Here is a 14,921-nt window from a genome sequence, read left to right on the forward strand (position 1 = left end):
GATATTTTCGAACATGTTCGATTCACGGCGCGCGGGGCCCCTCGCAAACGCCTCCCGAGGAGCATCATGATGTCCACCCCGAAGAGCGAGCGTACGCGGGCTGCGATCCGCGATGCGGCAATGGCGTCGTTCCGTCAGCGCGGCTTCGACGCCACCACCATCCGCCTCCTCGCCGACGAACTCGGGATGTCGGTCGGCAGCGCTTACTACCACTTCCCCAGCAAAAGCCACCTGATCCAGGAGCTCTATGTCGAGGTGCAGGCCGATCACCGCGCTGCAGCGGCGCCTCTGCTGGCACAGGAAACGAAGCTCGCACCGCGCCTCAGAGCGTTCCTGCACACGGGCCTCGACCAGCTGGAACCATTCGGCGATCACGCCAGCGAGTTCGCCCTCGCAGCACTAGCACCGGGGTCGGACGCGAGTCCGCTCTCACCGGAGTCGAGCACAGCGCGCGAGAGCGTGATCGCGCTGCTGCGGGAAACGGTGGAGGGGTCGGCCGATCGTCTTCCCGCGGAGGTCGCCGAGCTGGCACCGCAGGCGCTCTACCGCATCTATCTGGCGCTCACCCTCGCCTGGGTGCAGGACACGTCTCCGGGACGGGCGCGGACTCGCCGCCTGATCGACAACGGCACACGCCTGCTCGCCGTCGCTCTGCCGGCGCTGAAGCTCCCGCCGGTGCGACGTGCGCTCCTCCCCCTCTTGGCGGACGTGGCCGAGCTCGGCGAGTGAGCGAACACTCGACCAACCACAGGTGAACGCTGGCTCGTACACACGAGTCACGCGTCGGCGGTACTACCCCAGCCGACATGATGGTGCTGTGCAGCAGCCCATCCCCCAGGACACCGCATGTTCGACGCACTGAACGGACTCCTCTCCGGAAGCGGAGTGGCCACTCTCCTGAAGACGGGAACGGCAATCGCCGGCACCCTGCTGGTCATCCCCGCGCTCATCAAGCTGTTCCTCGTCACCGTGGACGAAGGATCCGCGGCGATTCGCACCCGCAACGGCAAGCCGATCATCCGCCGAACCGACACGCGACGCGGTTCCGCGGGCGATGTCGTCGTGCTCTCCCCCGGCAGCCACGCGGCGTTCCCGTTGCTGTGGTGGTACCGGATGATCGACGTTCGGACCCGCTCGACCGATCTCCCGGTGCGCGAGCTCACGGGAGCCGATGGCTCACAGCACCGCGTGCACGCTTCCTTCGACTGGCGTCCGCTCCCGACGGGTCACGACCTCAGAGTCTTCGAGCTCGACGTCGTCAGCGTCAAGGAGCGAGCCGGCAACATCGTCAGTGCCGCACTGCGCGATATCGTGCGAAGCCTTCCCGGCCACGCCCTCCCGGTCAACGAGCTGCTCTCGCCCGCCGTGGTGGACGCATGCAGAGAACGCGTGCGCGCCGAGTGCGGCATCGAGCTGCTGCGCGTGATGGTCACCGGCGATGCCCTGACCGATGGCTACCTGCTCGCGACGGCGATGCGTGAGCGCGGCGAGGATTCCGCTGCGCTCACCTCCGCGATGCTGCCGAGCCTGCGCTGATCAGCGGACGATGCCGGTGGAGCCGGTCTGGGTGGTGATCTGACCCGTCCACAGCGCGCCGTCCGGATGCGGCCGCGCCATCGGCACGCGCGTCCCGAGCACCTGGGAGACCACGTCCTGGGCGATCTTCGCGGCGGTGAGGCCGGCGTCCTCCAGCACCTGCTCACGCGTCGCGTGGTCGATGAACTCATCCGGCACGCCCAGTTCGTCCACCGCGGTGTCGATGCCTGCCTCGCGCAGCACCTGACGGATGCGGGTTCCGATGCCACCGACGCGGATTCCATCCTCCATCGTGATCACCAGTCGGTGACGGGCGGCCAGATCGACCAGCGATGGGGCAACCGGAACGACCCAGCACGGGTCGATCACCGTTGCGCCGATGCCCTGAGCACGCAGCCGGTCCGCCACCTCCATCGCGAGGTGGGCGAACGGGCCGATGCCGACCAGCAGCACATCCTCCGATTCCGGGCGCGCCAGCACATCCACGCCATCGGCCAGTCGTTCCACGGCGGGCAGGTCTTCGGCCACCGCTCCCTTGGGGAAACGGATGACGGTGGGGGCGTCATCGATCGCGACGGCCTCCCGCAACGCCTCACGCAGGCGCTCCGCGTCCCGCGGGGCGGCGATGCGGATGTGCGGGATGATCTGCAGCATCGCCAGGTCCCACATGCCGTGATGACTGGGGCCGTCCGGTCCGGTGATGCCGGCGCGATCCAGCACGAAGGTGACACCCGCCTTGTGCAGTGCCACATCCATCAGGGCCTGATCGAAGGCGCGGTTCATGAAGGTGGCGTACAGCGCGACGACGGGATGCAAGCCGCCGTAGGCCATTCCCGCGGCCGCAGCCACCGCGTGCTGCTCCGCGATGCCGACGTCGTAGACGCGGTCGGGGAAGCGCTCGGCGAAGGCCGCGAGGCCGGTGGGACGCAGCATCGCCGCCGTGATCCCGATGACGTTGGGGTGCTCCTGGCCGACGTTCACGAGCTCTTCGGAGAACACGTCCGTCCACCCCGTGCGCGCTTGCTTCAGCGCCGCTCCGGTGCGCGGGTCGATCGGGTTGACGGCGTGGAACTGGTCCGCCTCATCGTTGCGGGCCGGCGCGTAGCCGCGTCCCTTCTCGGTGATGACGTGCACGATCACCGGAGCGCCGAAGGACTTCGCCTGCTCCAGCGTCTCCATGAGCATGGGCAGGTCGTGCCCGTCGACGGGGCCGAGATACTTGATGTCGAGATTCGAGTACAGCGCCACATTGTTGGTGAAGCGGGAGAGGAACCCGTGAGTGCCGCCGCGGACACCGCGGAAGACAGCGCGGCCCACGGGCCCGAATGCGCGGAAGAACCGATCGGACTTGCGGTGCAGGTCCTTGTAGGCGGACGCGGTGCGGACCCGGTTCAGATAGCGCGACATCCCGCCGATCGTCGGAGCGTAGGAGCGGCCGTTGTCGTTGACGATGATGACGAGGTTGCGATCGTTGTCATCGGAGATGTTGTTGAGCGCCTCCCACGTCATGCCTCCCGTGAGGGCGCCGTCGCCCACCATCGCGACGACGTGACGGTCAGCGCGACCCGTGCGGGTGAACGCGCGGGAGATACCGTCGGCCCAGCTCAGCGAGCTGGACGCGTGAGACGATTCGACGACGTCGTGCTCGCTCTCGGAACGCTGCGGATACCCCGCGATACCGCCTCGGGCACGCAGTTCGGAGAAGTCCTGGCGGCCCGTCAGAAGCTTGTGCACGTAGGACTGGTGTCCCGTGTCGAAGATGATCGGATCACGCGGGGAGTCGAACACCCGGTGCACCGCGATGGTGAGCTCCACCACACCCAGGTTGGGTCCCAGATGCCCGCCCGTGCGCGCGACGTTCTGCACCAGGAACTCACGGATCTCGGCCGCCAGTTGGGCCAGTTCGCGTGGGCTCAGCCGGTCCAGATCACGAGGTCCGGAGATGGAGGGCAGGATCGCCATGCTTCACTCCTTCTCGGGACGCAGGAAGCGTCCCGTGCATCCTCCCAGTCTAAGCGGGCGCTCCCGTCCGCGTCTGGGAACGCGCATGTTTCGCGGTGCCATGGTGGCGATGGAGACGGGAGTCTGGGAGGCTGGCGCGATGAGAACACCCGCGGTGGTCGCGTGCGTCCTGTCCGGCGTCGTTGTCGCAGGCCTGTGCGCGCTCGCCGTCACGCCCCTGCTTGTGCCCATCTCCGAGACGCCGGACACCGTTACCGCGGTCACCACATCTCAGCCGGCGCAGACCCCCGCATTCAGCTCTCCGCCCACCCCCGGGCCAACACCCGAAGAAGTCACCGACGGTCCCGTGGACTTCGTCAACCTCGGCAACGGAATGCTGATCCCCGCAGGCAGGCCGGAGGGTTGTGCGGAACCGGCGTACATCTGGATCGGTTCGATCGACGGCGGCCCCATGCACGCCGAGATGCTCGGCGCCGAGCTGGTGGACAGGGGCGTGCGGGAGTTCGCGACGGGCGAGGCCGCCACAGACAGCGAAGGCCGCCCGGCGACCTACACCGTCGCCCCCGGCGACGTCCTGGACATCATCGGCGACCGTTTCTGCATCTACAACGGCATCGCACTCGGCACCCTCAACGGCTATCCGTCCGGTGAGATCCAGCCCGGCGATGTCCTGACGCTCGATGCGGATCTGGTCACCGATTGGGTCTCCCCCTACGACGACTGATCGTCGCCGGATCCCACCGAGGCAACGACGAGGCCCCCGGCACCGAAGCACCGGGGGCCTGCGAACGAGCGAGATCAGACCAGCGAACGCAGCACGTACTGCAAGATGCCGCCACACACGCAAGTTCGAGCATTTGGGCCCTCAGGAATAACCTCGGCATCATCAAATTCCAGGTCAAGCGATAATTCCTAACCCAAGACGAACTACCGCTACCGCAGCATGTATACATGCGGATTCGGCGATCCGACGGGCAAGTACCGCCAAGGCAGCATCTCCACACGGACTCACGGCCTCCAGGACACACGGGACCCCCGTCGACACAGCGGCGCAGCATCGAGCTGGAGGCCGAGCGGCTCTACCTCCGGGCAGAGCCGCTCGGTCCCACGCTGCACTCCCGAGAGTCGGTAGACAAAGCGAGAATTGGACCATGGCAATGCACGATGCGGATCCGCTCCCCGAGCCCGACCATGAGCTCGGGTACTCGGAGGAACTTCTCGCTGATGTCCTCGGCGAGCACATGCTGCAGTTTCACGATTACATAATGATGAAGGCCCACGCCATGGGACCGGACGGCCCCGTCTACTACCCGTCCGACGTGCGCAGGTTCGTTGATTACTACGTCACGCGCACCGCGCGCCCGCTCACTGAGCCGGAGGTGCGGGCGTTGTTCGACACCTGGGTGGCAGAGAGGCGCGGGAAGGCCGACTGATCCGGGTCCGCGCACGCTGGTCGGCCGCTGCCGATGCTCAGGCCAAAGTCCTACGTGAGCGGCGGAAGCAGAACGCTTGACGGGGCACAGGTCACCACGCATCGACTCAAAGTCATAGATTACGAGGACCTCGGCGACGTCGATGGCGTGCCAATGCGCGTGCCTGCGAGCGACGGCTACCGCACATGCTCGGTATGCGGAAGCGACTGCGAGCCGGACAATGCGTTGAGCGCCGACGGCACGGGCGCGACGATCGCGTTCGTGGGCCCCGAGCACGGGGTCAGAGCCTGGTCGACCCGTTCAGCGACTTCAGATGAGGTCCGCGCCGACTCGCCATCAATACTCCGCGAGCGTGCCGACCAGGTACGCCGTCGTGCCCCGTCGATAGGATAAACACGCACCGATGCCTGGGACCTGGGGAGGGCAGAAAGTGCCCTAAATGGCTTCCCCGACGCGATATGCGTGAAAGTAGGACATCCCTATGGCGAGACTCAGCCTCAAGGCTGTCGAGGAGCGCGTCGCTCCACTAGCCGCCCGAGAGACGTACGATCGAGAGTTCATCTTCGACCTGCTGCTCGCATACGGGAAGCCCCAGGGCAACGTCACGAGGCTGCGCAACGGCTCGCTCAACGTGGCCATCGATCCGTCGACTGAGGTCGCACAGAAGAACGTCGTCTACTTCAAGGAGACGACCAGCGACCCGCTCGAGGTCATCGAAGATCTCAAGTCGAGTCCCGCGGTGGTCCGCTTCAGCACCCGCTTCGTCATTGTCACCGACTACGCCGAGTTGGTCGCTCACGACATCAAGACGAACGAGACGATCGGCTTTCCGATCCGCGAACTTGACCAGCATTTCACCTTCTTCCTGCCGTGGGCCGGCATGGAGAAGGCACAGTACGTGGCGGAGTCTCACGCTGACGTCAGAGCCGCCGAGCGCATGGGGAAGCTGTTCGACGAGCTGCTGCAGGCCAACCCCGGCATCTTCGACGACGAGCGAGGTCGTCATTCGCTCAACATTTTCTTCACTCGTCTGTTGTTCTGCTTCTTCGCGGAAGACACGGGCATCTTTGGCGACAACCAGTTCACGAACGCGATCGGCTCCCAGACGCAGTCCGATGGCTCGGACCTCGCTGAGTTCCTGACCGACCTATTCAAGGCACTCGATACAGAGAACACGGCTGACAAGCCGAAGCACCTCGCCGAGTTCCCCTACGTGAACGGCCGACTGTTCACGGTAAAAGACGATCAGGTCGTGCCGCGCTTCACGAAGCAGGCGCGAGACGAGCTCATCGCCTCAGGCACGCTCATCTGGCGCGACATCAACCCCGACATCTTCGGCTCAATGTTCCAGGCGATCGTGACGCCGGGCAAGCGCAGTGACTTGGGCCAGCACTACACCTCTGTGCCGAACATCCTGAAGACGATCGAGCCGCTCTTCCTCGATGACCTGAAGACCGAGCTCAACGAGGCTCAAGACAGCGAGCGGCGGCTGATGCGCCTGCTCGACCGCATCACGGATATCAAAGTGTTCGACCCTGCGTGTGGATCGGGCAACTTCCTCGTCATCGCCTACAAGGAGCTGCGCAAGCTGGAGCACGCGATCCTGGAGCGGCTCGCCGAGCTCAGCCCGTCGCACCAGGTGCTCTGGGCCGACTCGACGATCAGCATCGAGAACTTCTTTGGCATCGAGATCGACGACTTCGCCGTGGAGGTGGCAATTTTGTCGCTGTGGATCGCGAAGCACCAGATGAACCGCGAGTTCCGCGAGAAGTTCCGCGTCGAGATCCCCCTGATCCCGCTGAAGGAGACCGGGCAGATCAAGGCCGGCAACGCAACGCGCGTGGACTGGAACGACGTCTGCCCGAACGACGGCGAGTCGGAGATTTACCTGATCGGCAATCCGCCGTATGCGGGGGCGAAGACTCAGACCAAAGAGCAGAAGGCGGACTACGACTTCGTGTTCAAGGGTCGCCCGCACTCGAAGAACCTCGACTACATCGCTCTCTGGTTCGTCAAAGGAAGCGACTACATCGAAGGCACATCTGCCACTTTGGCGTTCGTCACAACGAACTCGGTGGCGCAGGGTGAGCACGTCGCGCTGATGTTCCCGATGATCTTCGCCAAGGGCATCGAGATCGGATTCGCCTATACATCATTCAAATGGGAGAACAACGCGAAGCGCAACGCGGGCGTGACTGTTGCGGTCATCGGCCTGCGGAATACGTCGGCGGATCCGAAGTACATCTACACGGATGATCTGCAGATCGCGGCGCGCACCATCAACGGATATCTCGCGGACGGCGCGATGATTTTCATCGAGAGACGCAAGACGCCGCTCGGTCCACTCCCCGAGATGGCGTTCGGCTCGATGCCCCGTGACGGCGGTGGGCTCATCCTATCGCCGAGCGAGCGGGCAGAGTTGCTGGCGGGTGATCCCGAAGCCGAGCCGTTCATAAAGCGATACGTCGGCTCGTCTGAAGCAATCAACGATGGCGAACGGTACTGTCTGTGGATCACAGATCATGAAGCCGCGACCGCACGTAAGATTCCTTCTGTGGCGGCGCGGCTTCGACGCGTGGCCGATGAACGATCCGAAAGCAAAGCGTCGAGCACAGTGGCGTTCGCAGCCCAGCCTCATCGGTTTGTACAGATCAGCTACAAGCCGACTGACTCGATCATCGTACCGAGCGTTTCCTCGGCTCGGCGGGAGTACATCCCGATTGGCTACCTCGGCCCCGACACAGTTATCTCAAATGCAGCCTTCGCGGTGTACGACGCTGAACCTTGGCTTTTCAGTCTCCTGACGTCCAAGATGCACATGGCCTGGACCGCGGCCGTCGGCGGCCAGATGAAAACCGACTATCGGTATTCCAACACGATCGTCTACAACAACTTCCCAGTCCCACCCCTGTCGGAGGCAATGAAGGAGAAGCTGACGGTCGCGGCTCTGCGCGTGCTCGACGTGCGCGAGTACCACTGCGAGCAGACGCTGGCCGAGCTCTACGACCCCGACAAGATGCCGCAGGATCTCCGTCAAGCGCACCAGGCGGTAGATGCGGTGGTCGACTCGATCTACTCGAAGAAGCCCTATGAGACTGACGAGCAGCGGCTGTCGGACCTGTTCGCCATGTACGAGCGCATGACTGCCGAGGAGGCCGCGAAGGCCCCGGCGAAGAAGACCCGGAGGACTGCGAAGTGAACGCGATCAACAAGCCCGTCAACATCGTCGACGTCACGTACGCGCAGACGAAGGCCTCGGTGAACACCGACGCCCTGGGAATGCGCGAGATGCAGCAGCGCGTCTTCGAGCAGCGCGATGCCCAGCATCTGCTGGTGAAGGCCCCGCCGGCGTCAGGCAAGTCGCGCGCGCTGATGTTCGTGGCATTGGACAAGCTCTACAACCAGGGCCGCAAGAAGGTCATCGTCGCGGTGCCGGAACGCTCGATCGGTGCGTCATTCGCGTCGACGGCGCTGACCAAGCATGGATTCTGGGCGGACTGGGAGATCAAGGACGAGAACAACCTGTGTGACGCGGGCTCATCGGCAGGCAAGGTCGACGCGTTCATCGAGTTCCTCGAGGGCCCCGACGCGGTGCTCGTCTGCACCCACGCGACTCTGCGCTTCGCGTTCGAAAAGCTGGCTCCGGAATCGTTCAACGGCACCGTGCTGGCGATCGACGAGTTCCATCACGTCTCTGCCGACACGGAGACGTCACGACTGGGAGCCCTACTCCGCGACGTGATGAACGGGTCGGACGTTCATATCGTGGCGATGACCGGCTCGTACTTCCGCGGCGACTCGGTGCCGGTACTGTCGCCTGAGGATGAAGCGAAGTTCACGCCAGTCACGTTCAACTACTACGACCAGCTCAACGGCTACGAGCACCTGCGGTCGCTCGGCATCGGGCACCACTTCTACCAGGGCCGGTACACCGACGCGATCCACGAGGTGCTCGCCCTCAACAAGAAGACGATCGTGCACATCCCGAGCGTGAACTCCGGCGAGTCAACGAAGGACAAGATCGAGGAAGTCGGCCGCATCATCGACGCGATCGGCCACGTCGAGTCGACCGATCCCGAGACGGGCATCATCAGCGTGCGCCGCGAGGACACCGGGGAGATCGTGCGGGTCGCGGACCTCGTCGACGACACCGACCAGAAGAAGCGCGGCGACACGCTGCACTATCTGTCGCACACGGCATCGAAGGAGCGCGACGGCGTCGACATCATCATCGCGCTGGGCATGGCGAAGGAGGGCTTCGACTGGCCATTCGCGGAGCACGCTCTGACGGTCGGCTACCGTGCGTCTCTCACCGAAGTCATCCAGATAATCGGACGCGTCACCCGTGACAGCCCCGGCAAGTCGCATGCGCAGTTCACGAACCTGATCGCCGAGCCGGATGCTTCGCAGGGCGAGGTCAAGGTGTCAGTGAACAACATGCTGAAGGCGATCACCGCCTCGCTACTCATGGAGCAGGTCCTCGCGCCGAACTTCAACTTCAAGACGAAGAAGTTCGACGACGAGCCCGCAAAGAAGGGCGAGCTGAAGATCAAGGGCTTTAAGGAGCCCACTAGTGATCGCGTGAAGCAGATCGTCGCGACAGACCTAAACGACCTGAAGGCGGTGATCCTGCAAGACGACACGTTCGCCAGGGCCGCAGCGGGGTCGGTCGATGCCGAGACGACGAACAAGGTGCTGATCCCGAAGATCATTCGGGAGAAATACCCGGACCTTTCCGAGGAGCAGGTCGAGGAGGTGCGCCAGCAGGTCGTCGTGGACTCGGTGATCAAGAACAGCGAAGTGAGGCCTGTTGGGGACCAGCGGTTCATCAAGATGGCCGAGAAGTTCGTGAACATCGACGAGCTGAACATCAACCTCATCGACTCGGTGAACCCATTCCAGCGCGCATTCGAGGTGCTATCCAAGTCGGTCACGCCGTCAGTGCTGCGCCTGATCCAGGACACAATCACGTCGACGAAGATCGAGTTCTCCGAGGAAGAGGCCCTGGCGCTGTTCCCGAAGATCAAGACCTGGAAGCAGGTACACGGCAAGAACCCGGATATCCGCTCCGACGATCCCACCGAGAAGCGGCTGGCCGCGGCCCTGTTGTTCCTGCAGAAGTTGGCAGCACAGCGCAAGGCGGAGAAAGCTGCGACGGAGAAAGGAGAACCGTCATGACGCCAGTCGACTTCACGTCCAACGAGGATCTCGTCATCACCCTTGACGACATTCTCGACGACGAGATGCTGAATGCGCCTGAAAAGCCGAAGAAGCTCACCTCGTCAGATCGCTTGGAACGAGCCTTCCTTGAGATCCAGGAGTTCCGACGCACCGAGGGGCGGCTACCCAGCTCGCAGACGCGCGAGATCGCCGAGCGCAAGCTTGGAGCTCGCCTGGACGGATTCCTGGCCAACGAAGCGAAAGCTGAGGCCGTCAAGCACCTCGACGAGTTCGGGCTCCTCGAGGCCCCTGCCGCGCCGGCGTCCATTGACGACCTGCTGGAGGGCGACGACCTCGACGAGCTCTTGGACGACGACGCAGGGATCCTCGATGTGTCGGACCTGCCAGTGATCAAGCGCCCCGAATCAGCGGACTCCGTGGCCCAGCGCGTCAAGGCGAATGACTTCGAGCAGTTTGAGCCGCTGTTCAAAGCGAAGCACGCTGAGTTGAAGGACGGAACGTTCACGCTCAGGCCGTTCACGGGTATGGATCTGATCCGTGAGGGTGTGTTCTTCGTGCTGAGCGGAGTGATGTGCTTCGTCGCCGAAGTCGGCGAGAACGTCGATCTCGTCGTCGGCGGAAAGCGCACGCAGAAGCAGCGGCTCCGCGTCGTGTTCGAGAACGGCACGGAATCGGCCATGTATCGGCAGAGCCTCATGACGCGCCTCTACGAGGCTCAGGGGCAGGTTCTGGCGCGGACAGGGCACGATGTGAGTGACGTGCTGGACGCTGACATCGAGAGTGGTCACATCTACGTCCTGCAGTCCCTCTCGGAGGATCCGGTGATCGCGAACATCACGGACCTGCACAAGATCGGCTTCTCGACGACGAGCGTGGAGCAACGTGTGAAGGGGGCGTCGACGTCACCGACGTACCTGATGGCCCCCGTCGAGATCGTCGCGGACTATCGCGTCTACAACATCAAGGCTTCGGCTCTCGAGAACCTTTTGCACCGCGTGTTCGCCGACGTGCGGCTGGACTTGACGCAGATCGACCGGAAGGGCCACGACTACGATCCGTCGGAGTGGTTCGTTGTCCCGCGCAACGTCGTGAACCAAGCCGTTGCCATGATCATGTCCGGCGAGATCGTCGACTACGAATATGACCGGGTAGAGCAGAAACTGGTCGAACGGAGTAATCGTGGCAGTTGAAATGGGCCTGTGGCGCGCGGACGGCGGTCGGCTCAGCCGCATCGTCCCGACCTCGATCGGACTCGAGTCACAGCTCGAGACCTACATCGAGTCCGACCCCTCGATGCTCGGCGATGCGCTGCTCATCATCGGCCGCCAGGTCCCCACAGCTTTCGGCGGGTTCATCGACCTGCTCGCGCTCGATGAGACCGCCGCGGTGCATGTCATCGAGCTCAAGCGGGACAAGACTCCGCGCGACGTCACCGCGCAGGCTCTGGACTACGGATCCTGGGTCGCGGGGCTAGGCCGCTCCCAGATCCAGGCCATTTTCGAGGCGTACAAGCCCGGGGTCGCGCTCGAGGAAGCCTTCGCGGAGTGCTTCAACGAGACCCTCCCGAGGAGGTCAACAGCACACAGACGTTCACCATCGTCGCCGCGAGCGTCGACGCGGCCACCGAGCGCATCGTCCGGTTTCTCAACGAGGGATTCGCCGTGCCGATCAACGTCGTCTTCTTCCGCCACTTCGAAGACAACGGGGCGAAATACCTCGCCCGCACCTGGCTGGTCGAGAACGAGGGCCAGCAGGCTCCCGGCGCGGCTCTCGCCCGGCAGCCAAAGACCCGCGAGGCATGGAACGGCAGCGACTGGTACGTCGCGTTCGGCGAGGACAGCGGCACCCGCCAGTGGGCCGACGGGCAGAAGTACGGCTTCGTCTCGGGCGGCGGCGGCGCGTGGTTCTCCCGGACCTTGAAGAACCTACCGATCGGCGCGCGCGTCTTCGTCCACATCCCCAAGGCCGGCTACGTCGGCGTCGGGACCGTGATCGGCGAGGCCCGCCGCTTCGACGAGTCCCTGGTCGATGTCGACGGCGTCGAGAGCCCGCTGCAGAGCCTCCCGCTCATCGGCAACTATCGCCACGAGGGCGACATTGAGGACGAGAGTGCGGAGTGGGTCGTGCCCGTCAAATGGACGAGGACGGTGCCACGCGAGCAGGCGGTATGGAAGAACGGGATGTTCGCGAACCAGAACACCGCGGCGAAACTGCGACAGAAGTTCACCATCGAGCAGGTAACCGACGAGTTCGGCCTTGACGACTGAGCAGAGCCGCAGCCGGCAGACACCGCCGATTGCAGGGTCAACCGCGTCGCCGATTGGGCAAACGACCACTACAAGAGCTGACATCTCCTTTGGAGAACGTCGCCCGTCTTTGGGAGAGCATCCGTGAAACTGAGTCCCGACCTGCTGAAGAGCCTCAAGCTGCAGGAGGCAGCCGCTCAGGTGACGACCAAGAGCCTGGATCGCCTCCCCGTGCTCATCTCGGAGCGGGCGCTCACCGAGACGACAGGCAAGCTCGCGGGTTCCGTCAACGCCGACTTCTCTTCTGGTACTCGGGTCTCCTCCGCTACCTTCAGCATGCCCAGGAAGGGGTTTGGCCCACGTCCCGTGACCGTGCTGTCAGGGCGTGACCGCGCGCTGTTCGATGCCCTGGTGGACCGTCTGCGTCCCGCATTGCCGTCGGAGTCGCGAGGCACGGAGAACTGGGCCGCGTTCAGCAAGTTCGGACTCCCCCAGGACGAGGCTTCTCCGAAGTACGTCGTGTCCATCGACATCGCATCGATGTACGAATACGTGGACCATCAAGTGCTCAAGCGCGAGCTGCTCGTGCAAACGCTCGACCGCCCGTCCGTCGAGGCGATCATCGATCTTCTCGGAGAAGCCTTCGGCTTCGCTCGGGGGCTGCCTCAGATGACCTCGTCAAGCGACCTTCTCGGCGACGTCTACCTCGGGATACTGGAACGAGAGCTGCTTCGGCAAGGGTATGAGCTGGCGCGCTACGCCGATGACTTCCGCGTCCTCGCGCAGTCCTGGGGCGAAGCGCACCGGATCATCGAACACGCCGCTGAAGCCGCTCGGTCGATCGGGCTCGTGCTGTCGTCCGAAAAGACCACGGTGAGACTCGCGTCGACCCTCCGTGAGGACGAAGATGCGCTGCAGGCCTTGGTGGAAAAGTACTTCAAAGAAGCGATGGCTGACCTCACCGTCTTCGACGACGTGATGGACTGGTACGGCGAGCCGGGTGAGATCGAGATCGAGCCGACCGAGCCCGAGGCGCTGCACGAGGCGTTTCGCCGGCTCCTCCTGGATTGGACCACCGACCCAAGGGATTCGGGCGTCCCTCCTCGACTGGTCTCCAAAGCCATCCGATCGCTCGGCCCGGCGAGCACACGAATCAACGATGACGTGCTGGCGCAGATGGTCTGGATAGATCCGCTCAAGCTCAGCAGCATCATCGCCTACTTCAGCAGGCGAAGCGACGAAGCCGTAGAGAATCTGAAGTCGCTGGCTAAACTGGCGGCGATGGAACGCCAGAGCCCGTGGGGGAAGATCTGGCTCCTGAGCGCAGCGGAGGCATCGATTATCGACGACTCTGCCGAGTGGACCGCCTTGCGAGACTGGGTCGTCGCACAGCTCAAAGACGAGCACGAGATCGTGCGAGCCGAAGCCGCCTGGGTTCTGGCGGGTTGGGATTCGCTGCCAGAACATCACCTCGGGGACCTCTTCGGTCGCGCGACCCGGATCACCAGACCTGGACTGGCCGCGGCGCTCGGGCGCTCAGGCGCATCGCAAAGCACCAGCTTGACGAAGTCGATCATCGGCGCGTCACCATTGTTCAAGGCAGCGCACGAATGGGGAAGCAAAGCCGATGCCCCCGGTGCTTAGCGAGTTCGCGGAGCGGGCGCTGATCGGCATCGCGGACGCGGACTCGACCGCGGAGCCCGAATACGCGATTCTGCGCGTCAGCTCGATCGCCGAAGTCTACATCGACGAACTCCTCGAAGCGCTCTCCTCCCGACACCTCAGCGACACGACGACCTTCGAACGCGCCGTGGCGGATCTCGTGGGCACCCAACTGCGCCAGAGCTGGTCCGAGCGACGCAAGTGGTTGAACACGTTCGGCGTCGCCCTGTCCGGGCAGAGCGTCTCGCAGGATTTCGATCTGATCGTCGATCTGCGCAATGCGATCGCCCACGGAGGCGGCAGAATCACTCATCTGCAGAGAAAGAGCCTCGCCAAGCAGCTCTCCCTTCTAGCCGATTTCGAGAGGAAGCTAGGCGCGTACGCGGACGGTGACAAGGTAATTTGCACCGAGGGGACGGTGCCGAAAGCCATCAAGATCGTCAGTCAGTACGTCCGAGCCCTGGATGACGCGGCAGGTCGCCGTCAGGCTTCCGTCGTGGCGCGATAAGCAATCATCTGCGACGCACATCGCCGGAAGAGATGACCCTCCGCAGACCTCGGCGGCGTTAGTCGTGCGGACTCACTCGGTTCGCAGAAGCAACGACGCTGCGCCGACCCCGAGCTGCGCCGCCAGCGCTTCGATCGAGTCCAGCGTGAGGTTCCGCTCGCCGCGCTCGATGCCGGCGAGGTACCGCTGGGTGACCCCGAGATGCTCGGTCAGGGCCTCTTGCGTCTGCCCGCGGGCCTGCCGGATCTCGCGCACGCGCGCACCGAGGACTGACTTGAGAGAAGGCACTCATCAAGTGCTCCCGATAGAAAGTGATAAGTACCAGGTACTTAACACTTCCCCTTTAGGAGTGTGCCCAGGTCAGCACTCTACGCACCACGGGTGCCAGTGACG

General features: G+C 63.9%; 12 protein-coding genes. 10 read left to right on the forward strand and 2 right to left on the reverse strand.

The features are described from left to right. Window positions 1-66 precede the first annotated feature (66 nt). Together LQ566_RS03860 and LQ566_RS03865 are read left to right on the forward strand one after the other, a co-directional pair. A complete protein-coding gene (locus LQ566_RS03860) occupies window positions 67-729 on the forward strand; it encodes a TetR/AcrR family transcriptional regulator (RefSeq protein ID WP_231090265.1) in 663 nt (220 codons plus the stop codon). Between the two features lie 117 nt (window positions 730-846). Beyond that, window positions 847-1,536, forward strand: coding sequence for an SPFH domain-containing protein (locus LQ566_RS03865; RefSeq protein ID WP_231090266.1), 690 nt, complete (start codon window positions 847-849; stop codon window positions 1,534-1,536). Here the strand turns inward: LQ566_RS03865 and dxs are convergent, their stop codons facing one another. Beyond that, window positions 1,537-3,498: a 1-deoxy-D-xylulose-5-phosphate synthase gene (gene dxs, locus LQ566_RS03870; protein ID WP_231090267.1), complete on the reverse strand. Its 1,962-nt coding sequence runs from the start codon at window positions 3,496-3,498 to the stop codon at window positions 1,537-1,539. Window positions 3,499-3,637: 139 nt separating this feature from the next. Between dxs and LQ566_RS03875 the strand changes: the two genes are divergently transcribed. The 8 genes from LQ566_RS03875 (at window position 3,638) to LQ566_RS03910 (ending at window position 14,528) form a co-directional block, all read left to right on the forward strand. Beyond that, on the forward strand, window positions 3,638-4,222 hold the full coding sequence (locus LQ566_RS03875; protein WP_231090268.1) for a LysM peptidoglycan-binding domain-containing protein: 585 nt from the start codon (window positions 3,638-3,640) through the stop codon (window positions 4,220-4,222). A gap of 427 nt (window positions 4,223-4,649) precedes the next feature. Beyond that, window positions 4,650-4,931 carry a hypothetical protein gene (locus LQ566_RS03880; protein WP_231090269.1) on the forward strand — a complete coding sequence of 94 codons (282 nt, stop codon included), beginning with the start codon at window positions 4,650-4,652 and terminating at the stop codon, window positions 4,929-4,931. Between the two features lie 481 nt (window positions 4,932-5,412). Next, window positions 5,413-8,130 carry a DNA methyltransferase gene (locus LQ566_RS03885; RefSeq protein ID WP_231090270.1) on the forward strand — a complete coding sequence of 906 codons (2,718 nt, stop codon included), beginning with the start codon at window positions 5,413-5,415 and terminating at the stop codon, window positions 8,128-8,130. Further along, complete coding sequence (locus LQ566_RS03890; protein WP_231090271.1) at window positions 8,127-10,109, forward strand: DEAD/DEAH box helicase; 1,983 nt, start codon at window positions 8,127-8,129, stop codon at window positions 10,107-10,109. Before LQ566_RS03885 ends, LQ566_RS03890 begins: the two co-directional genes overlap by 4 nt. Then, window positions 10,106-11,302 carry a GIY-YIG nuclease family protein gene (locus LQ566_RS03895; protein ID WP_231090272.1) on the forward strand — a complete coding sequence of 399 codons (1,197 nt, stop codon included), beginning with the start codon at window positions 10,106-10,108 and terminating at the stop codon, window positions 11,300-11,302. The genes LQ566_RS03890 and LQ566_RS03895 overlap by 4 nt, the downstream gene beginning before the upstream one ends. Window positions 11,303-11,656: 354 nt before the next feature. Further along, a complete protein-coding gene (locus tag LQ566_RS03900) occupies window positions 11,657-12,379 on the forward strand; it encodes a DUF8606 domain-containing protein (protein ID WP_231090273.1) in 723 nt (240 codons plus the stop codon). A gap of 123 nt (window positions 12,380-12,502) precedes the next feature. Next, window positions 12,503-14,002 carry a reverse transcriptase domain-containing protein gene (locus LQ566_RS03905; protein ID WP_231090274.1) on the forward strand — a complete coding sequence of 500 codons (1,500 nt, stop codon included), beginning with the start codon at window positions 12,503-12,505 and terminating at the stop codon, window positions 14,000-14,002. Continuing rightward, window positions 13,986-14,528, forward strand: a complete 543-nt coding sequence (locus tag LQ566_RS03910) for a hypothetical protein (protein WP_231090275.1) — start codon at window positions 13,986-13,988, stop codon at window positions 14,526-14,528. The genes LQ566_RS03905 and LQ566_RS03910 overlap by 17 nt, the downstream gene beginning before the upstream one ends. Before the next feature lie 72 nt (window positions 14,529-14,600). Here LQ566_RS03910 and LQ566_RS03915 read toward each other — a convergent pair whose 3' ends face one another. Next, complete coding sequence (locus LQ566_RS03915) at window positions 14,601-14,816, reverse strand: helix-turn-helix domain-containing protein (protein WP_231090276.1); 216 nt, start codon at window positions 14,814-14,816, stop codon at window positions 14,601-14,603. Window positions 14,817-14,921 lie beyond the last annotated feature (105 nt).

The sequence above is a fragment of the Microbacterium nymphoidis genome (assembly GCF_021044885.1).
Lineage (GTDB): Bacteria > Actinomycetota > Actinomycetes > Actinomycetales > Microbacteriaceae > Microbacterium > Microbacterium nymphoidis.

Coding starts and splice junctions, on each gene's coding strand:
- LQ566_RS03875 (WP_231090268.1), top strand. CDS start 3,638: ATGAGAACACCCGCGGTGGTCGCGTGCGTCCTGTCCGGCGTCGTTGTC.
- LQ566_RS03880 (WP_231090269.1), top strand. CDS start 4,650: ATGGCAATGCACGATGCGGATCCGCTCCCCGAGCCCGACCATGAGCTC.
- LQ566_RS03910 (WP_231090275.1), top strand. CDS start 13,986: ATGCCCCCGGTGCTTAGCGAGTTCGCGGAGCGGGCGCTGATCGGCATC.
- dxs (WP_231090267.1), bottom strand. CDS start 3,498: ATGGCGATCCTGCCCTCCATCTCCGGACCTCGTGATCTGGACCGGCTG.
- LQ566_RS03895 (WP_231090272.1), top strand. CDS start 10,106: ATGACGCCAGTCGACTTCACGTCCAACGAGGATCTCGTCATCACCCTT.
- LQ566_RS03885 (WP_231090270.1), top strand. CDS start 5,413: ATGGCGAGACTCAGCCTCAAGGCTGTCGAGGAGCGCGTCGCTCCACTA.
- LQ566_RS03860 (WP_231090265.1), top strand. CDS start 67: ATGATGTCCACCCCGAAGAGCGAGCGTACGCGGGCTGCGATCCGCGAT.
- LQ566_RS03865 (WP_231090266.1), top strand. CDS start 847: ATGTTCGACGCACTGAACGGACTCCTCTCCGGAAGCGGAGTGGCCACT.